Annotated in this window: 18 protein-coding genes; 12 read left to right on the top strand and 6 right to left on the bottom strand. The window is 68.5% G+C overall.

Features of this window, described 5'->3' with window-relative positions:
• Window positions 1-27: 27 nt before the first annotated feature.
• Entirely contained in the window at window positions 28-774 is a 747-nt protein-coding gene (locus BAC01S_RS07305) for a GntR family transcriptional regulator (RefSeq protein WP_027794164.1), read from the top strand.
• 3 nt (window positions 775-777) lie between these two features.
• On the opposite strand, the gene BAC01S_RS07310 is transcribed toward BAC01S_RS07305, so the two are convergent.
• On the bottom strand, window positions 778-2,241 hold the full coding sequence (locus tag BAC01S_RS07310; protein ID WP_027794165.1) for a CoA transferase: 1,464 nt from the start codon (window positions 2,239-2,241) through the stop codon (window positions 778-780).
• Window positions 2,242-2,365: 124 nt separating this feature from the next.
• Here BAC01S_RS07310 and BAC01S_RS07315 point away from each other — a divergent pair, with 124 nt between their 5' ends.
• The gene (locus BAC01S_RS07315) at window positions 2,366-3,592 is read left to right on the top strand and encodes a citrate synthase family protein (protein WP_027794166.1); all 1,227 of its coding nucleotides are present in this window, start codon (window positions 2,366-2,368) and stop codon (window positions 3,590-3,592) included.
• A gap of 32 nt (window positions 3,593-3,624) precedes the next feature.
• Here BAC01S_RS07315 and BAC01S_RS07320 read toward each other — a convergent pair whose 3' ends face one another.
• Window positions 3,625-3,966, bottom strand: coding sequence for a DUF2917 domain-containing protein (locus BAC01S_RS07320; protein WP_027794167.1), 342 nt, complete (start codon window positions 3,964-3,966; stop codon window positions 3,625-3,627).
• Between the two features lie 150 nt (window positions 3,967-4,116).
• On the opposite strand from BAC01S_RS07320, the gene BAC01S_RS07325 reads away from it, so the two are divergent.
• From BAC01S_RS07325 to BAC01S_RS07335, 3 genes are all read left to right on the top strand, one after another.
• Window positions 4,117-5,547: an aminotransferase-like domain-containing protein gene (locus BAC01S_RS07325; protein ID WP_027794168.1), complete on the top strand. Its 1,431-nt coding sequence runs from the start codon at window positions 4,117-4,119 to the stop codon at window positions 5,545-5,547.
• A gap of 96 nt (window positions 5,548-5,643) precedes the next feature.
• Window positions 5,644-7,089, top strand: coding sequence for a multidrug transporter subunit MdtD (gene mdtD / locus BAC01S_RS07330; RefSeq protein ID WP_027794169.1), 1,446 nt, complete (start codon window positions 5,644-5,646; stop codon window positions 7,087-7,089).
• Between the two features lie 254 nt (window positions 7,090-7,343).
• Entirely contained in the window at window positions 7,344-8,624 is a 1,281-nt protein-coding gene (locus BAC01S_RS07335) for an EAL domain-containing protein (RefSeq protein ID WP_174442442.1), read from the top strand.
• On the opposite strand, the gene BAC01S_RS30600 is transcribed toward BAC01S_RS07335, so the two are convergent.
• Window positions 8,621-9,598, bottom strand: coding sequence for a sigma-70 family RNA polymerase sigma factor (locus BAC01S_RS30600; protein ID WP_052408709.1), 978 nt, complete (start codon window positions 9,596-9,598; stop codon window positions 8,621-8,623). The two genes, BAC01S_RS07335 and BAC01S_RS30600, sit on opposite strands and share 4 nt — an antisense overlap.
• Window positions 9,599-9,785: 187 nt before the next feature.
• Here BAC01S_RS30600 and clpP point away from each other — a divergent pair, with 187 nt between their 5' ends.
• Window positions 9,786-10,430, top strand: a complete 645-nt coding sequence (gene clpP, locus BAC01S_RS07345; RefSeq protein ID WP_281175878.1) for an ATP-dependent Clp endopeptidase proteolytic subunit ClpP — start codon at window positions 9,786-9,788, stop codon at window positions 10,428-10,430.
• Window positions 10,431-10,449: 19 nt separating this feature from the next.
• Here the strand turns inward: clpP and BAC01S_RS07350 are convergent, their stop codons facing one another.
• Entirely contained in the window at window positions 10,450-11,076 is a 627-nt protein-coding gene (locus BAC01S_RS07350; RefSeq protein ID WP_043201543.1) for a TetR/AcrR family transcriptional regulator, read from the bottom strand.
• Window positions 11,077-11,140: 64 nt separating this feature from the next.
• Here BAC01S_RS07350 and BAC01S_RS07355 point away from each other — a divergent pair, with 64 nt between their 5' ends.
• Window positions 11,141-11,716: an isochorismatase family protein gene (locus BAC01S_RS07355; protein ID WP_027794173.1), complete on the top strand. Its 576-nt coding sequence runs from the start codon at window positions 11,141-11,143 to the stop codon at window positions 11,714-11,716.
• Between the two features lie 103 nt (window positions 11,717-11,819).
• Here the strand turns inward: BAC01S_RS07355 and sodB are convergent, their stop codons facing one another.
• Window positions 11,820-12,398: a superoxide dismutase [Fe] gene (sodB, locus tag BAC01S_RS07360; protein ID WP_027794174.1), complete on the bottom strand. Its 579-nt coding sequence runs from the start codon at window positions 12,396-12,398 to the stop codon at window positions 11,820-11,822.
• A 336-nt stretch (window positions 12,399-12,734) separates the two neighbouring features.
• On the bottom strand, window positions 12,735-14,114 hold the full coding sequence (xseA, locus tag BAC01S_RS07365) for an exodeoxyribonuclease VII large subunit (RefSeq protein ID WP_027794175.1): 1,380 nt from the start codon (window positions 14,112-14,114) through the stop codon (window positions 12,735-12,737).
• A gap of 579 nt (window positions 14,115-14,693) precedes the next feature.
• Here xseA and lpxK point away from each other — a divergent pair.
• From lpxK to BAC01S_RS07390, 5 genes are all read left to right on the top strand, one after another.
• Window positions 14,694-15,710, top strand: coding sequence for a tetraacyldisaccharide 4'-kinase (gene lpxK / locus BAC01S_RS07370; protein ID WP_027794176.1), 1,017 nt, complete (start codon window positions 14,694-14,696; stop codon window positions 15,708-15,710).
• Window positions 15,691-15,894 carry a Trm112 family protein gene (locus BAC01S_RS07375; RefSeq protein WP_027794177.1) on the top strand — a complete coding sequence of 68 codons (204 nt, stop codon included), beginning with the start codon at window positions 15,691-15,693 and terminating at the stop codon, window positions 15,892-15,894. Before lpxK ends, BAC01S_RS07375 begins: the two co-directional genes overlap by 20 nt.
• A 7-nt stretch (window positions 15,895-15,901) precedes the next feature.
• Window positions 15,902-16,705, top strand: a complete 804-nt coding sequence (kdsB, locus tag BAC01S_RS07380) for a 3-deoxy-manno-octulosonate cytidylyltransferase (protein ID WP_027794178.1) — start codon at window positions 15,902-15,904, stop codon at window positions 16,703-16,705.
• Between the two features lie 283 nt (window positions 16,706-16,988).
• Window positions 16,989-17,651: an adenylate kinase gene (gene adk, locus BAC01S_RS07385; RefSeq protein WP_027794179.1), complete on the top strand. Its 663-nt coding sequence runs from the start codon at window positions 16,989-16,991 to the stop codon at window positions 17,649-17,651.
• Window positions 17,652-17,859: 208 nt separating this feature from the next.
• A complete protein-coding gene (locus BAC01S_RS07390; RefSeq protein WP_027794180.1) occupies window positions 17,860-18,618 on the top strand; it encodes a 3-hydroxyacyl-CoA dehydrogenase in 759 nt (252 codons plus the stop codon).
• Window positions 18,619-18,670: the final 52 nt, after the last annotated feature.

Raw genomic sequence — 18,670 nt, forward strand, 5'->3', positions numbered from 1 at the left:
GCCGTTCGCCTTTCATGCCCGTTTCCCATGAACGCACCCACGGAAGACCGCTGGCGCGATCTGCGCCCGGACCCGGATAACGATACGCCGCTCTATCTGCAGCTTGCACGCAAGCTGAGCACCGCCATTCACGAGAATCGCTGGAACGCCGGCGAGGCGCTGCCGTCCGAGCGCGTGCTCGCCGACGCGCTCGGCGTCTCGCGCATCACCGCGCGCAAGGCGATCGCCCTCCTCGTCGAACAGGGGCTGATTCGCCGCACCCAGGGCGCGGGCAGTTTCATCACGCCGCGCTACGAAGATCCGCTCTCGCGCCTCACGAGCTTCAGCGAGATGCTGCGCCAGCGCGGTTTCACGCCCAGCTCGCGCTGGCTCTCGCGCGAAATCCAGCCCGCGAGCCGCGACGAGGTGATCCAGCTCGGCCTCTCGCCCGCGGCCGCTGTCACACGGCTGAAACGTCTGCGGCTCGCGGACGGCATCGTCATGGCCGTGGAAAATTCCACCTTTCCGGCCGCGCTGATTCCCGATCCCGGCGCGATTGGCGATTCGCTCTACAGCTTTCTCGAACAGCGCGGCCTTGCGATCGTGCGCGCGCTGCAGCACTTTCGCGCCGTCAATGCGAGCGAAGAAATCGCGCAGCAGATGAGCATCGCGCGCAACGAGGCGCTCCTGCTCATCACACGCGTAGGCTATACGGCCGACCAGCGCGCCATCGAGCTCACCGACACCTACTGCCGCAACGACTACTACGATTTCGTCGCGGAACTGCGCAAGTAGGCGTCAAGCAGACTGGCTGGGCCACGCGGGCGCATCGGTGCCGATCGGCACGGGCGGTCTGGCGAAACGCGCCGGCGTGAGCGAGAGCTGCTCGGCGCTCGCCGCCACCCGCAAACGTCCGAACGGCGAGTCCATGGTTTCGAGGCAATCGGCCACGTCCTCCCCATGCGGATCGGGCACACGCTGGCCCCCGTCCACCGTCCCCATCGTCTGCAGCCAGCGCCCCGTCTGCGCGAGCGAGACACGCACGTGCCAGCTGCCGCCTTCCGTCGCTCGGCGCGCGAGCGCCACCATCGCGCCGAACGCGGCCAGATAGCCCGTTGCATGATCGAGCGCCTGACAAGGCAGCGGGCGCGGCGTCTCGAACGGCGCGACACCGCTGCCGCGCGAGGCTTCCACGCTCTCCGCCCAGACGATGCCGCTCGCGGATTGCACGAGACTGTCGAAGCCGCGCCGCTCGCGCCACGGCCCTTGATGGCCGTAAGCGCTGACCGAAACGCACACGATGCCGGGCCGCAGGCGCGCCAGTTCCTCCGGCCCAAAACCGCGCGCCGCGAGCGCGCCGGGACGGTACGACTGCAGAAAGACATCGGCGTCGCGCACGAGCTCGCGCAGCGTCTCGCATCCCGCGCGCTCGCGCAGATCGAGCGTGGCGGAGCGCTTGCCGCGGCCGTTGTCGATCACGAGCGGCCCGATATTGGGCAGGTGGGCGCCGTTCACGAGCAGCACGTCGGCGCCATGCGAGGCGAGCGTGCGGCCCGCCACCGGCCCCGCGATGATGCGCGTGAGGTCCAGCACGCGCACGCTTTCGAGCGGACGCACTGGGAGCGCCTCGTCCGCGCGCCCTCGATGTGCCGTGGGCACCCTCGCCACCTTGGGCATCTCGCGCGGCGCCTCGCCAATGCGCTCGATCTCGAACAGCGGCAGGTTCGCAACGGCCTTGGCCTGCTCGAGCGCGGCCCACTCGCGCGGCGACCGGATGAGCGCCGCGCAGAGGCCCGCCTGCGCGAGCGCGCTGTCGAGCTCGGCGCCGTCCCAGCCGCGGATGGCCGCGGCCACGGTCTCGCGCTCGCCCGTGCAGCCGAGCACGCGCAGAATCCCTTCGAGGTGGTGGGTAAAGTTCGCATGGAGCTGGATCCAGCGGCCGTCGCGCGTCGCGAAGTAGCCCGTCACCGGATGACGCAGCTCGATCGGCGGCCCGCCCTCCACGCTCAGATAGCGCTCGCTGCGAAACGCCGCGAGCGCGCGGCGCACGTCGATCATCACGCGCTGCGCCTCGCCGCTGCGCATGCGATGCAACTGCGCCGCCGCGAGCCCGGCCGCACCGATCGTCGCTGCCGCCAGCGTGCCGACGCGAAAGAGGGATGGCAGTCCCGGGTCTTCGCCCTCGATCCGCAACATGTCGAGCGCGGCGGGATCGCAATCGGCCAGCATCCAGAGGTGTTCGAGCGCGTCGCGGGGGGTCATGGCGACCACTCCTTCGAATTCGTGGGAAGTGCCACCGAGTCTAGTTTCGTGGTGGACAAGCGATCAATCTTGATTAATATAATCAACATAGATTGATTTCTCGGGTTTTCCCACACGAGCCACCATGTCCAGCTATATGACCGCGGCCGAGGCCGCCGACGCGCTCGGCATCAGCCGGGCCACGCTCTACGCCTACGTGAGCCGCGGGCTGCTCTCCTCCGCGCCCGCCGCCGTCGGCCGGCAGAACCGCTACTCCGCCGCCGAGGTGCGCCGCCTCGCGCGCCGCAAGGCTGACGGCAAGCGCGCCGGCAAGGTCGCGCAGAAAGTGCTGGACTGGGGCGTGCCCGTGCTCGAATCGTCGATCACGCTCATCGCCGACGGCAAGCTGCGCTACCGCGGCCACGACGCCGTCGAACTCGCGCGGCACGCCACGCTGGAGGAGGTCGCCGCGCTGTTGTGGGAATGCGCGCCGCGCCGCATCGCGGAGGCGCCGCCCGCCCCCATCACGGCGGCGCAGTGGGCCGCGTGGCTCAAGCTCTGGAGCGCGCATGCACCGGTCGAACGCGCGCTCGTGCTGCTGCCGGCCGCCGCCGCGCAGATGCCGCGCGCGTGGGCGCAAGGCCGGGACGCGCAGATCGACACCGGTTCGATATTGATGCGCCTGCTGGCCGCCGCGCTGATTTCCGCGGCGCCGTCGAACGAGCCGCTGCATCGCCAGCTTGCATCGGCCTGGGGCCTGAGATCGCGCACGCAGGCCGAATTGCTGCGCGCGGCGCTGGTGCTGTGCGCCGATCACGAATTGAATGCCTCGACGTTCACGGTCCGCTGCGTCGTTTCGACCGGCATGCATCTGTTCGGCGCCGCGGCAAGCGGCCTGGCGGCGCTGGCGGGTCCGCGCCACGGCGGCGAGACGGTGCGCGTGGCCGCGCTCTTCGACGACGCGGCGCGCGCCGGCGACCTGCATCGCTTCCTCGCGGAGCGCCTCGCGCCGGACGAGCATGGCATGGCCGCGCGGCTCCCCGGCTTCGGCCATCCGCTTTATCCGGAGGGCGATCCGCGCGCGCGACTGTTGCTCGATCAGCTTGCGCAGCGCGCGCCGGCACGTTCGTCGATGGGCGAGATCGATGCGCTCACGCAAGCCGTGGCCGAGACCACGGGCGCGCGCCCGACCCTCGATTTCGCACTGGCCGCCATCGAACGCGTGCTCGAACTGCCGCGCGGCGCCGCCTTCACGCTATTCGCCGCGGGCCGCGTCACGGGCTGGATTGCGCACGCGCTGGAGCAGATTGCCGACGGCCGGCTGATCCGTCCTCGCGCGCGCTATGTAGGGGAATTTGCCGAAGGAGGCTGAAACGGGCCGCAGGAGGCGACCTGGCCCGCGGCCTACCCGGCTGCCCGCGTGCGCCAGCCGCTACGCGAGGCCCAGCCGCGCAACGCCCCGGCCAGCGTGGCCGCGAAGCCGGGCACCTCGACCGGGCGCGTCGCCCCCGACGCCCCGCCCAGCGCCATCATGAAGCGCGCCCCTGCGCGCCCCGCGCTCAGGCGCACGGCGGCCCCGCCCGCAAGCTCCAGCGATTCGCCCTTGCGCAGCCAGTAGTCGCTCGAATCGCCGTCCATCGTCAGCCACAGTTCGCCTTCGGTCACGTGCAGTTGCAGCGGCTGCGCCAGCCGCCAGGTTTGCACGGGCTCCTGATATTCCAGTTCAAAAACACGGATTTCGCGCATCGCTTTGCTCCTTGAATGCCCTTCCCGGTTGAAGCATTATTGCGGTCAGCGCCACCGTAACCCATGCACAGTTCCGAACAGTTCGTTCGGAACTGTGCAGTCAAAAAACCGGACAGTCGTCCCGCTGCCGGCAGAAGCCGCGAGGCCCGCATGAAACTCGAACTCGACCGCGCAAGCCAGGTCCCGCTCACCGACCAGATCGTCTTCGGCGTGCAGGACTGGATCCGCTCGCGCTCGGCGCACCCCGGCGCACGGCTGCCGTCGATCCGCCAGTTCGCCGCCGACTACCGCATCAGCCGCTTTCCCGTGATCGAGGCCTACGACCGCCTCGTCTCGCTCGGCTATCTCGACTCGCGGCACGGCTCGGGCTTCTACGTGAGCGAGCATGCCCAGGCGGGCATGGCCGGCATGGGCACCTGCGACCCCGCGAACGCCGCCGACGAATCGGGCCACCTGCTCTCCGCCCTCAACCGGCCCGGCGAAGTGCTGCAGCTCGACAGCGGATCGATTCCGCAGGCGTGGCGCGACCTCGATGCGATCGGCCAGGCGATCCGCCATGTGTCGCGCACGGACCCGACGAGTCTCGTCGACTACGGCTCGCCGCTCGGCGAAGCGACGCTGCGCGAGCATCTGCGCAACCGGCTCGTGCCGCTCGGCATCGTCGCCGACACGCAGCAGATCCTCATTACCGAAGGCGCGAGCGAGGGCCTCGACCTGCTGATCCGCTACATGCTCAAGCCCGGCGACACGGTGTTCGTCGAGGACCCCGGCTATTACAACCTCTACGGCCTGCTGAAGCTGCACGGCGTGAAGCTCGTCGGCATCCGGCGCACGGCCGTCGGCCCGGATCTCGACCATCTGCATGCGATGCTGGCCGAGCACCGGCCGCGCGCGTACTTCGTCAACACCGTGTTCCACAACCCGACCGGCACGACGATCACGCCGCCCATCGCCTTCCGCCTGCTGCAGCTCGCGCGCGAGCACCGCTTCACGATCGTCGAGGACGACATCTACGCCGACTTCCAGGCCGACCCCACCGACCGCCTCGCTGCGCTCGACCAGTTCGAGCATGTGGTGTATGTGGCGGGGCTTTCGAAGACGCTGTCGTCTTCGCTGCGCGTGGGTTATGTGGTCGCCCGCCCCGAGGTGACGCGCGATCTCGCGTCCATCAAGGCGCTCACCACCATCAGCGGCTCGCGCTTCACCCAGGCCGTGGCCGCCACGCTGCTTGAGCGCGGCGCCTATCGCAAGTACCTCGAACGATTGCGGCGGCGCATGGCGGAAGCGCTCGGCAATGCCACGCGCACGCTGGACGATCACGGCTGGGAGCTCTTCGCCCGGCCGGCCGGCGGCGTCTTCACCGGCAAGTTCGGCGGCAAGTTCGTCTGCGCGCGCGTGCCGCACGTGGAGGATTCGACGCGGCTCGCGACTTGCGCGGAGGCCTTCGGCGTCACCGTGTCGCCGGGCAGCCACTTCCGGCCGCACGGCGAGACGAGCCCGTGGATCCGCATCAACGCGGCGCTCGTGCTCGATCCGCGCGCCCAGGCGTTCTTCGCGGCGGCGGCGAAGCTGAACGCCTGACCCGACGCAGCCGGCTTCCCGCTCCGACTGCGTTCGCCCGCCGTTTTCCCTACAATGGCGGCTGCCAGCCAACCGCCTGAGCGCCCCTGCCGCCCCATGTCCGCCCCCGCCAGCCCGACGTCCGCCGCCACGCCCTCGCCCCGTTCGCTGTCCGTCATGCTGTGGCTCGTCGCCACCGGCTTCTTCATGCAGACCCTCGACTCGACCATCGTCAACACGGCGCTGCCCGCGATGGCGACGAGCCTCGGCGAGCGCCCGCTCAGCATGCAGTCGGTCGTGATCGCGTATTCGCTGACGATGGCCGTGATGATCCCGGTCTCCGGCTGGCTCGCCGACAAGCTCGGCACGCGCCGCGTGTTTCTCGGCGCAATTCTCGTCTTCACGGTGGGCTCGCTGCTGTGCGCCAGCTCCCACACGCTCATGCAGCTCGTGCTCTCGCGCATCGCGCAAGGCGTGGGCGGCGCGATGCTGCTGCCGGTGGGGCGGCTCGCCGTGCTGCGCACCTTTCCCGCCGAACGCTATCTGCCCGCGCTCTCGTTCGTCGCGATTCCCGGCCTGATCGGCCCGCTGATCGGCCCGACGCTGGGCGGCTGGCTCGTGCAGATCGCTTCATGGCACTGGATCTTTCTCATCAACGTGCCCGTGGGCGTGGCGGGCTGCATCGCCACGTTCATCTTCATGCCCGATAGCCGCAATCCCGACACGCCGCGCTTCGACCTGCCCGGCTACCTGCTGCTCGTGACAGGCATGGTGACGATCTCGTTCGCGCTCGACGGCCGCGCCGAACTCGGCATCCAGGAAGCCGCCGTGCTCGTGCTGCTGATCCTCTCGCTCGCCGCCTTCGTCGCCTACGGGCTGCATGCCGTGCGCACGCCGCGGCCCATCTTCTCGCTCGATCTCTTCAAGATCCACACGTTCAGCGTGGGGCTGCTCGGCAACATGTTCGCGCGCATCGGCAGCGGCGCGATGCCGTATCTGATCCCGCTCCTGCTGCAGGTCGCACTCGGCTACACGCCGTTCGAAGCGGGCCTCATGATGCTGCCCACGGCCGCCGCGGGCATGTTCTCCAAACGCCTCGTGACGCGCCTCATCATGCGCTACGGCTACCGCCGCGTGCTCGTGACCAATACCGTGCTCGTGGGCTTCGCGATGGCGAGCTTCGCGCTCTCTACCCCCGGCGAGCCGCTATGGCTGCGCATCGTGCAGCTCGCGATCTTCGGCAGCGTGAACTCGATGCAGTTCACCGCGATGAACACGCTCACGCTCAAGGACCTCGGCACGGGCGGCGCGAGCAGCGGCAACAGCCTGTTCTCGCTCGTGCAGATGCTTTCGATGAGCCTCGGCGTGACCGTCGCGGGCGCGCTCCTCACGACGTTCAGCGGGCTCGTCCGCCACGCCACGGGCTCGAACGTGGTCCCCGCCTTCCACGCCACGTTCATCTGTGTCGGCATCATCACGGCCGCTTCGTCGTGGATCTTCGGGCAGCTCGCGCCCGATCTGCGGCACACGGCGAAGAAGACCGATCCGTCCGAGCGGACCTAGCGGGCCCGGCAAACCTCGCGAACAACAGGACATCGTTGCGCGCGCAGCCGCCGCGCACCGCCGCAGTGCATGCCGCGACCGCGCGGTGCGCGCATGCCCGCCGCGCGGGCCAGCCGCCATGCCATCCGGTGTCGCCGCATGCCGCCCGGCGCGCCTGTTCCCGAACGCGCATACTTTTTGCTGACCTATCCTGTAAACTTGACGCTTCGGCGTAGCGTTCCGATCGCGCGCCTCCCCTCGATATGACGACGAGCATGATCGACCTCGATCCCCCCGGCTTCCAGTCGCGCCCTGTCGCCGGCGTGGAAGGCGCCCGCCGCACCGTGCTGTACGGCAGCTACACCGTGTTCAGCGTGTTCCAGCCGGTGTTCTCGGTCGCCCACCGCCGCGCAATCGGCTATCACGCCACGCTGCGCGCGCACGACGAGCACGGCGTGCAGGTGCCGTCGCAGGAAGTGTTCACGCAGGCCGCGCGCCGCGGCGATCTGCTGGAACTCGGCCGTCTCGCCGAATCGCTGCACCTCGGCAATTTCAATGCGTTCGATTCGCATGACGAATGGCTCTTCCTGAACCTGCACCCCGCCGCGCTCATGGACACGAGCTACGGCGACGCCCTGCTCGCCGGCCTCAAGACGCTCGGGCTGCAGCCGCAGCGCGTGGTGCTCGAAGTGTCGGAGCAGGCGGGCGGCGAAAACTCGCGCTTCGCGGAAATCATCGACGGGCTGCGCAAAAGCGGCTTCGTGATCGCGCTGGACGGCTTCGGCGCGAAGCACTCGAACATCGACCGCGTCTGGCAGCTGCGCCCCGACATCGTCACGCTCGACCGCAGCCTGCTCACGCAGGCAAGCCGCCACGCGCACATCGAGCGCGTGCTGCCCGGTCTCGTCTCGATGCTGCACGAGTCCGGCCAGCTCGTGCTGGTGGGCGGGCTCTCGACGGAGCGCGACGCGCTAATCGCGCTGGAAAGCAATGCCGACTTCGTGCAGGGCGCCTATTTCGCGCGGCCCGAAGTCGAGCCAGTGCCGCCGACCACGGCCGCGCGGCTGATGGACGACCTCTCGGCAGGGCTGCGCGAGCGCGTGACCCAGCGCGAACGCGCGCAGTCGCTGCGCCTCGCGCCTTATGTGAGCGCCATGGAAACGGCTGCCGCGAAGCTCGACGCGGGGGCGTCCATGAACGACGCGACGACGACGCTGCTCGACCTCGAGGAAACGGCGCGCTGCTTTCTTCTGGACGCGTCGGGCCGCCAGATCGGCGACAACGTGGTGCCCGAAGGCCGCACGACGCAGCGGACCAAGCGCTTTCGCCCGCTGCTGCATTCGGAAGGCGCGAGCTGGGAGCGGCGCCCCTACTTCATCGGCGCGATGCGCGCGCCGGGCCGCGTGCATCTCACGCCGCCCTATCTGTCGATCAACGAAGCGCATCTGTGCGTGACCGCGTCGATCGCGGCGCAAACGCCGCACGGTCTGCAGGTGCTGTGCGTGGATATCAACTGGGAAGTGACCGGCCAGCGCGGTCAGGAAACGGGCGGCTAGCCGACCAGCACGCCGCCGCTCACCCCGCACGCCACCCGCACGAGCAACCGGCGCACCGCCGCGCCGCCGAAGGCGCGATTGGCTTCCCGCAGCGCGGGTGTATTCACGCTCGCCTCGATGCACAGCACCGGTTCGGCTCGGCCAGCGGCCGCGACGCACATACGCACGCGCAGCCACGCCGCCAGCTCGCCATCTTCGGCGACGAGCGCAATGCCCGGCTCGCCCTCGAGCGTGAGCGCCTCGGCATGCAGCGCGCCTTGCTCCATGGCCGCCATCGACACATCGAGCACCGCCGCCACGGCCTTTTCCGCGCGCCGCGGCCCCGCCGCCGCCAAGCCGAGCAGCTCCATCAGCCCCGCGCGGTCCTGTGCTTCGAGCACCTCGCGCAGCCGCTCCACCACGCGCGCCTGCTGCGCGGGGTCGGCCGGCGCCTCGGACGCCCGGCGCACGTCCGGCGCGCGCGCGAGCCGCGCCTTCGCCCGGTGCACGATCTGGCGGCAATGCGCGCTCGTGCACCCCACCAGCGCCGCGATCTCGGCGTAATCGCACTCGAACGCCTCGCGCAGCACGAACGCGGCCTGCTCGATGGGGCCAAGCCGTCCCAGCAGCATGAGCCACGCCTGCGCCAGGCGCGCGGCCCGCAGCCCCGCCTCCTCGGCCGAAGGCGCAACGTCGTCGAGCCACGGCTGCGTGAGCCGCGCGAGCGCCTCGCCTTCGCGCTCGCGGCGCAAGCGCCGCAACCGGTCGATGGCGAGGCGCACGGTCACCGTGGTAAGCCAGGCCTGCGGCGCGCGCAGGCTTTCGGCCTCGGCGTCCCGCCAGCGCAGCCAGGCATCCTGCACGACGTCCTCGGCTTCCGCGCGGCTGCCCAGCACCCGCGCAGCCAGCGCCAGCAGCCGGCCGCGCATGGCATCAAAAGTGGCCGCGGCGCGGCCGGTGCCCGATTCGCGGGTTTCGTCTGCACTCTGCGTCATTCGCATTGCTCCTTCGCCTCAAGAGGATTGCCGATATTCCACGCGTGAGACGTTCGGCGACGCCCGGATGTGACAGGTGGCCGAAAAAATATTTTCGTCACGAAACGCACCGGCCGCGCGTCATGGCAACGGCAACGCAATACCGATGCAAAGCGTCAAGCCGTTCCCTTCCACCGCGAGGATATCCATGCCCCCCAACAACGTACATCATGCTTCAATGCGCCCGAGCGCGCTCAATCTCGTGCCCACCGTCATCGAAACCTCCGGGCGCGGCGAGCGCGCCTACGACATCTATTCGCGCCTGCTGCGCGAGCGCATCGTGTTTCTCGTGGGGCCCGTGAACGAGCAGACCGCGAGCCTCGTCGTCGCGCAACTGCTCTTTCTCGAAGCCGAGAACCCGGAAAAGGACATCAGCCTGTATATCAACTCGCCGGGCGGCTCGGTGTACGACGGCCTCGCGATCTACGACACGATGGCGTTCATCAGGCCCGACGTCTCGACGCTGTGCACCGGGTTCGCCGCGAGCATGGGCACCTCCCTGCTCGCGGCGGGCGCCCCCGGAAAACGCTACGCACTGCCAAACGCCCGCATCATGATTCACCAGCCTTCGGGCGGCGGCCAGGGCACGGCCGCCGACATCGAAATCCAGGCGCGCGAGGTGCTGTATCAACGCGAGCGCCTGAACGCCATGCTGGCCGAGCGCACGGGCAAGAGCGTCGAGCAGATCGTGAAGGACACGGACCGCGACAATTACATGTCCGCCGAGGCAGCCGCCCAGTACGGGCTGATCGACCGTGTGATCGGCTCGCGCGACGAGCAGCTTGCGCGTTAGCGCCGAAGGTTCGTGCGGCTCAACCGAGCCTGGCGGCAAGCCACGCCGAGAGCACGCCCTTGTACTCGGCAACGAGCAGCTTGCGCTCCTTCGGTTTCGCCGCCGCGTAGAGCGGATTGAGGCTTTTGATGATCTGCAGCATCACCTCGGCAACGCGAAAGGCCTCGTCGGCGGCGAGCGTTTCGTCGTAGCGCGCGAAGAGCGCCGCGAAACGCTCGCGCAGGCGGTTGCGCGCCGCCGCGTCGCGCCGGAAATCCAGCGATACTGAAAGGAGCGGCAAATACGCGGGATAGTCGGCCATCAGCTCGACCATCATGTCGAAGAGCCGCTCGACGAGCTCGGCGAGCGGCAGTTGCGCATGCGTGCCTTCGGCATCGATCAGCGCGCTCCAGCGCGCGTCGATTTCGTCGCCGTAGCGCTTGCGCAGCGCGAACGCCAGCGCCTCCTTGTTCGGAAAGTACTGATACGCCGCGCCGATCGACACGCCGGCCTGCTGCGCGATCTGCGTCATCGTCGCGCTTTCGAAGCCGCGCTCGGCAAACGCGTCCCCCGCCGCGTCGAGCAGCGCCAGGACCGTGCGCGCCGCGCGCTCCTGGCGCGGCACGCGCCGCGAGGCGGTGGGATCGTCCGCTGCATCTGCCGCCATATCTGAAGCCTCCCTCACATCTGGTGTATCATTATCTGAGCCCATCCTCACATACAGGTGCCCCATGACGCAAGCCTTCTCTTTGGACCCGAGCCGCACGGCGCTCGTAATGATCGATCTCCAGCACGGCATTGTGGGCCGCCCGCTTGCGCCGCACGGCGGCCAGCAGGTGGTGACGCACGCGAAGCAGCTTGCCGACGCGATGCGCGCCAAGGGCGCCGCCATCGTATGGGTGCGCGTGCTGCTCAACGAACTGCATTTCCCCCAGGCCGACGTTTCCATGCGCGCGCCCGACGCGCCGCCCGCGCCCGCCGAAGCTTCGGAGCTCGTGCCGGAGACCGGCGTGCAAGCCGGCGACCTCGTCGTTTCGAAGCGCCAGTGGGGTGCGTTCTACGGCACGGATCTCGAGCTGCAACTGCGCCGGCGCGGCATCGACACGATCGTGCTGGGCGGCATTGCCACGAACTTCGGCGTCGAGTCGACGGCGCGCGCGGCCTACGATCGCAGCTTCCGGCTCGTGTTCGTCGAGGACGCCACGTCGAGCCTCGCCGAGGACATGCATCGCTTCACGTTCGAGAAGCTGTTCCCGTACATGGGACACGTGCGCTCGACGCAGCAGGTGATCGACGCGCTCGGCTGAAGTCTGAAGTTTGAACGCGCCAGTAAAAAGCCCTCGACCTGAAAATCGAGGGCTTTTTGCGAGTGCCGCGCAAGGCGGCACGGACCACGGCGGAAGCGACGCTTTACGCGAAGTTCTTCGCTGCGAAGTCCCAGTTCACGATGTTCCAGAACGCTTCGACGAACTTCGGACGCGCGTTGCGGTAGTCGATGTAGTAAGCGTGTTCCCACACGTCGATCGTGACGAGCGGCTTCGCGTCGGTCGTGAGCGGCGTGGCGGCGTTGCTGGTCGAGACGATGTCGAGCGAACCGTCCGCCTTCTTCACGAGCCACGTCCAGCCCGAGCCGAAGTTGCCGACTGCGGCCTTCGAGAACGCTTCCTTGAACGCGTCGAACGAACCCCACTTCGCATTGATCGCGTCGCCGAGCGCACCCGCCGGCGCACCGCCGCCCTGCGGCGAGAGGCTGTTCCAGAAAAACGTGTGATTCCAGATCTGGGCTGCGTTGTTGAACACGCCACCCGACGACTTCTTGATGATCTCTTCGAGCGAGAGCTTTTCGAACTCGGTGCCCGGGATCAGGTTGTTGAGGTTCGTGACGTAGGCCTGGTGATGCTTGCCGTAGTGGTATTCGAGCGTCTCTTCCGACATGTTCGGAACGAGGGCGTTCTTCGCGAACGGCAGCGGCGGGAGCGTAAATGACATGATGCGGTTCCTTCGTCGTGTTATGGGGAGTTCTGCGTGAAGTTCTACAAATTCGCCGGCATGGAGCACTCGATTGTAGGCGACTTGGAATAACCCCGCAAACGCGTGGACTTTATGCCGGATATCGGCTGCACAAGGGTTTCCGGACGCCTGCCGACCTCGCGGAAGCCGGTTCGCGGCGGGTTCGAGGCATGAGCGCTACATGCAGGAATGCGCCGTTCCACCCTCGCGCAACGCTGTGTCAGCAGCGTGAACGCGAGCGTGGCGGCACACGCCTTTGTGCTGCGCATGCGGCGTGCCGTGCGGGTCCGGTCAGATGCGGAATCGGAACCGGTATCAGAACCCGTCGGCGAGGCGCGGCTGCACGTCGGCGAGCGCCACGTCGGCGCTGCCTTCCGCGAGATGCACGGTCAGCCGCTTGCCCGGCTTGAGCGCGGCCGGCGCGCGTACCGCCGCGCCGCTTTGCGCGTCGAGCAGCGCCGCATAGCCGCGTTCGAACGTGCGCTGCGGGCTCAGCACCTCGAGCCGCGCGGCAAGCTCGGAAACTCGCGCGGTTTTGCGCTCGCGCTGCCGTTCAAAAGCGCCATTCAGGCGGCGCGCCAGCGCCTCGACCTGCGCGAGCTGCGCCGCTGCGTCGGGACGCGCGCGCTGCCAGCGCATCTGCACGAAGGTAAAGCGCGCGCGGGCGTCGGCCGCCGCGCGCGAGCCGGCCGTGGCAAGCCGCAGCGTCAGTTGCCGCAAATGGGCACGCTGCTGCGCGAGCCGCTCGGCGGGCGAAACGAGGCGCCGCGCGAGCCAGTCGAGCTGCTGCGCGCGCCGCTCCATGAGCCGGCCGAAGCCGCGCACGAGCGCCGCATGGCGCTGGTCCAGCTCGCGCAGCAGCAGCACGCGCTGCGGGCTCACGAGTTCGGCTGCGCCGGTGGGCGTGGGCGCGCGCACGTCGGCGGCAAAGTCGGCAATGGTGAAGTCGGTCTCGTGACCCACGCCGCTCACCACGGGAATCTCGCTCGCTGCAATCGCGCGCGCGAGCGTCTCGTCGTTGAACGACCACAGATCCTCGATCGAGCCGCCGCCGCGGCACAGCACGAGCACGTCCACTTCAGCACGGGCGTTCGCCGTTTCGAGCATGGCCGTGAGCTTTTCGGCCGACCCCGCGCCCTGCACGGGCGCCGGGTAAACGATCACCGGCACGTGCGGCGCGCGGCGGCACAAGGTCGTGAGCACGTCGCGCAGCGCGGCGGCCTGCATCGAGGTGATCACGCCGATGGCGCGCGGATGAGTCGGCAACGTGCGCTTGCGCTCGGGATCGAAGAGACCCTCGGCCTCCAGTTGCGCCTTCAGGCGCAGGAAAGCTTCGTAGAGCCGCCCCTGCCCCGTGCGCCGGACCGCCTCCACGTTCAGCTGCAGCTCGCCGCGCGGCTCGTACATCGTGACGAGCGCGCGCACCTCGATGCGGTCGCCCTCGCGCGGCGTGAACTCGGCGTACTGCGCGCGGCCGCGGAACATCACGCAGCGGATCTGCGCCTGCGCGTCCTTGATCGAGAAGTACCAGTGCCCGCTCGCGGCGCGCGTGAAATTGGACACCTCGCCCGAAATCCACGCGAGCGGAAACGTGCGTTCGAGCATCGACGCGATCGCGCGGTTGAGCGCCGAAACCGGCACGACGACATCGCCGCCGGAGGCGTTGGGGGAAGCAGGGAATCGATCGGAATTCATGCGGAGCGTGCGAAAAACCAGGCCGGACAGACGATAGACCGTTGAGGCGCCCGGCGTCCAGCACAAGCTTCTGGCTTATGGCAAGCGCTGCGAGGTTTCCACACCGCACAGGTCAGACGCCACGCGGGGCGACAACGGGTCGCGGACGCACAAAATTTTTACTACACGATTGATTTTATTATGTTTTTTATCGAGATACCATGACCTTCCGCCGACGGAAGTCCCCGCTTGCGGGCTTTCCAGCCATCACGGGGGCTACTTCTCCACAAAGTTATCCACAGGCGGGCCGGCAATCGCGCCGGCCGGAGGTTAGCGAAACCGCGCGGACAGGCTGCTTGCGGCACGCCCGCCTCCCGCGCTAGAGTGCCAGGTTCCGCCGGCGTCCGCGCGCCGCTTCGGGACGCAAGCGCTCCTTGCCCTGTCCGGCAAGGCTGGACCGCGAGTGCAGATATTGAGCCACACCACGTCACCCAACGATCCGGAGAACCGCCCGATGCCCGCCCAGCCCGTCCTGCCTGCCCTGCAGCCATCGCGCGCGACGCTCGCATGCGGCGCCGGGCGCACGTGGAGCGCGTGCCGATGAGCGGCCTCGCCTCGCGCATCGAAAGCCGGCTCGCGCAGGAATGGCAGCGGCGCGGCCCGCTTGCCTGGGCGCTCACGCCGCTCGCCGCGCTTTTCGCGGCCGTGAGCGGTGCGCGCCGCGCCGCCTTTGCAGCGGGCTGGCTCAAAAGCGTCCACGTGGGCGTGCCGGTCGTCGTGGTCGGCAACGTGACGGTGGGCGGCACCGGAAAAACGCCTACCGTGATCGCGCTCGTCGAAGCGCTGCGCACGGCGGGCTTCACGCCGGGCGTGGTCTCGCGCGGCTACGGCGCCAAGGTCGAACGCCCCACGCCCGTCACGAGCGCCACCGCGGCACGGCTTGCCGGCGACGAGCCGCTCCTCATCGCGCGCCGCACCGGCGCGCCCGTGTGGGTTTCGCCGGACCGCGTCGCCGCCGCGCAGGCGCTGCGCGCCGCGCACGAGGACGTCGACGTGATCGTCAGCGACGACGGCCTGCAGCACTATCGCCTCGCGCGCGACTTCGAGCTTGTGGTATTCGACCACCGCCTTGGCGGCAACGGCTTCCTGCTGCCTGCCGGGCCGCTGCGCGAGCCGCTCTCGCGCCACCGCGACGCCACGCTCGTCAACAATCCGTTCGAGCGGGCGCTGCCGCCCTGGCCCGATACCTTTCTGCTGACGCTCGAACCCGGCGACGCCTGGCATCTGGCCAACCCGGCGCTGCGCCGCCCGCTCTCGCAGTTCGTGGGACAGCGCCTCGTGGCGGCGGCCGGCATCGGCTCGCCGGAGCGCTTCTTCGCGACCGTGCGCGGCGCGGGGCTTGCGCCGCACACGCTGCCCCTGCCCGACCACTACGCCTACGCGACCAACCCGTTTGCCGAGGTGAAAGCCGACGCGATCCTGGTCACCGAAAAGGATGCAGTAAAATTGGGGGCCTGGAACGATGCGCGCATCTGGGTCGTCCCCGTGGTTGCCGCGCTCGATCATCGCCTTATCACTCTGGTTGTGGAGAAACTCCGTGGACGCCCGTCTGCTTGAAATCCTGGTCTGCCCGATCTGCAAGGGCCCGCTCAGCTACGACCGCGCCGCGCAGGAGCTCATCTGCAACGCCGACAAGCTCGCTTATCCGATCCGCGACGGCATTCCCGTGATGCTCGTGGACGAAGCGCGACAGACCGTGGAAGGCACGCCGGTCGATCCGGCCGGCCCCGGCGCGGCCTGAACCGGGTATGAGCGCACCCGTGCAACCCTTCATCGCCGTCGTACCCGCACGCCTTGCTTCCACGCGGCTGCCGAACAAGCCGCTCGCCGACGTTGGCGGCAAACCCATGGTGGTGCGCGTGGCCGAACGCGCGCAGGCGTCGGGCGCACAGCAGGTACTGATCGCGACGGACGCGCCGGGTGTGCTGGACGCCGCGCGCGAGCACGGCTTCGAGGCGATGCTCACGCGCGCCGACCATCCCTCGGGCACCGACCGGCTCGCCGAAGTCGCGACACACTATGGCTGGAGCGACGACACGATCGTCGTCAACGTGCAGGGCGACGAGCCGCTGATCGACCCTGCCCTCATATGCGACGTTGCGTCGCACCTCGCCACGCATCCGGAATGCGCGATCGCAACGGCCGCCCATCCGATCACGGCTCCCGACGAAATCCTCAATCCGAACGTCGTGAAGGTCGTGCTCGATGCGCGCGGCGTAGCGCTCTACTTCTCCCGCGCGCCCATTCCCTGGGCCCGCGACGCATGGCAGCCGCACTGGTCGCCCGAGCGCCTCGATCTGGCCGTAATGCCCGCCCCGCCTGCTCCGGCGAGCGTTTACCGGCACATCGGCCTGTACGCCTATCGCGCGAAATTCCTGCGCAGCTATCCGTCGCTCGCCCACTCGCCGATCGAGCAAGTCGAGGCGCTCGAACAGTTGCGGGCGATGTGGCACGGCGAGCGCATCGCGGTGCTCGTGACGAAAGAAGCGCCCGCGCCGGGCGTGGATACGCCGGCCGACCTCGCTCGCGTGCAGGCGTTATACCGGACTTAATTCCGGTAATACCGTAAAAAACCCGTGGCATAATCAATTGTTTGCGCGAGCCGTCTAAAGCCTTTGTGCGTCGGGGTTTCCCCATATTTCGCCGATCTCGCCCTGCTGCGCCGTCGCCGTGTCCGACACGCGACGCTGCTGCGCGGGGTGTATCGCTGCCCCCGCCGGCACATGCCGAAGCGGTCGCTTTTGCGAACGGGGGAGAGACGCACGACGCCGCTAACGCCTGCCGAAGAAAGGCAAGCCGCGCCGCAAGAATTCACATAGATCGGAGATTGTTGACATGCGTTTGATCCTGTTGGGCGCCCCGGGCGCGGGCAAGGGAACCCAGGCAAGCTTCATCAAGGAAAAGTTCGGCATTCCGCAGATCTCGACCGGCGACATGCTGCGCGCGGCCGTGAAGGCCGGCACGCCGCTCGGCCTCGAGGCGAAGCGCTTCATGGACGCGGGCGAGCTCGTGACCGACGAACTGATCATCAATCTCGTGAAGGAGCGCCTTCAGGAAGCGGACTGCAAGAACGGCTATCTGTTCGACGGTTTCCCGCGCACGCTGCCGCAGGCCGAAGCCATGAAGCAGGCCGGCGTGCCGATCGACTACGTGCTCGAGATCGACGTGCCGTTCGACGAGATCATCACGCGCATGAGCGGTCGCCGCATGCATCCGGCATCGGGCCGCACCTACCACCTCAAGTTCAATCCGCCCAAGGTGGACATGACCGACGACGTGACGGGCGAGCCGCTCGTCCAGCGCGACGACGACAAGGAAGAGACCGTGCGCAAGCGTCTCGACGTGTACGTCGCGCAAACGAAGCCGCTCATCGCCTACTACAGCGACTGGGCGAAGCGTGGCGCGGAAAACGGTCTGAAGGCGCCGGAATATCGCGCGATCTCGGGCCTCGGCACCGTCGACGAAATTCGCGCGCGCGTGTTCGACGCGCTCAAGTAAGACCGTTCTCGCGTAGCGCCTCAAGTAGCACTTAGGCTGGCCAGCCGGAAAGAAACCGGCAAGGCCGGCTACCCCACTGCCGGCCTCGGATCATGCTGGTATGTCTGCGGGCCGGCCGGCGCCGCGCCATGAGCGCGACGCCGGGCGGCCCGTTTTTTCGTGCACGCCGCCCGCACGACGACCATAACAAATGGAGCAGAGACACAGCATGCAGATCCGCGACAACGTATTCATCATCACCGGCGGGGCCTCGGGCCTCGGTGCGGCCACGGCGCGCCTGATCGCCGCCGAAGGCGGCAAGGCCGTCATCGCCGACCTGAACGAGGAAGCCGGCAACGCGCTCGCGAAAGAGCTGGGCGGCGCGTTCGTGAAGTGCAACGTCGCGAGCGAAGAGGACGGCGCGCGCGCGGTCGCCGCCGCCACCGCGCTCGGCGCGCTGCACGGCCTCGTCAATTGCGCGGGCATCGCGCCCGCCGTGAAGACGGTCGGCAAGGACGGCCCGCATCCGCTCGATGTGTTCGCGAAGACCATCTCGGTCAATCTGATCGGCACGTTCAACATGATCCGCCTCGCGGCCGCCGCCATGGCGCAGACCGCGCCCAACGAAGGCGGCGAGCGCGGCGTGATCGTCAATACGGCGTCGGTCGCGGCCTACGACGGCCAGATCGGCCAGGCGGCCTACGCGGCTTCGAAGGGCGGCGTGGTCGGCATGACCTTGCCGATCGCGCGCGACCTCTCGCGCAGCGGCATCCGCGTGATGACGATCGCCCCGGGCATCTTCGAAACGCCGATGTTGCTCGGCATGCCCAAGGAAGTCCAGGACGCGCTCGGCGCGATGGTCCCGTTCCCGTCGCGCCTCGGCAAGCCCGCGGAGTACGCGATGCTCGTCAAGCAGATCTTCGAGAATCCGATGCTCAACGGCGAGGTGATCCGCCTCGACGGCGCAATCCGCATGCAGCCGAAATAAGCACGGCACGCCAGAAGCAAAAAGCCCACGCACAATGCGTGGGCTTTTTGCT

The sequence above is a fragment of the Paraburkholderia acidipaludis NBRC 101816 genome, from assembly GCF_000684975.1.
GTDB lineage: Bacteria > Pseudomonadota > Gammaproteobacteria > Burkholderiales > Burkholderiaceae > Paraburkholderia > Paraburkholderia acidipaludis.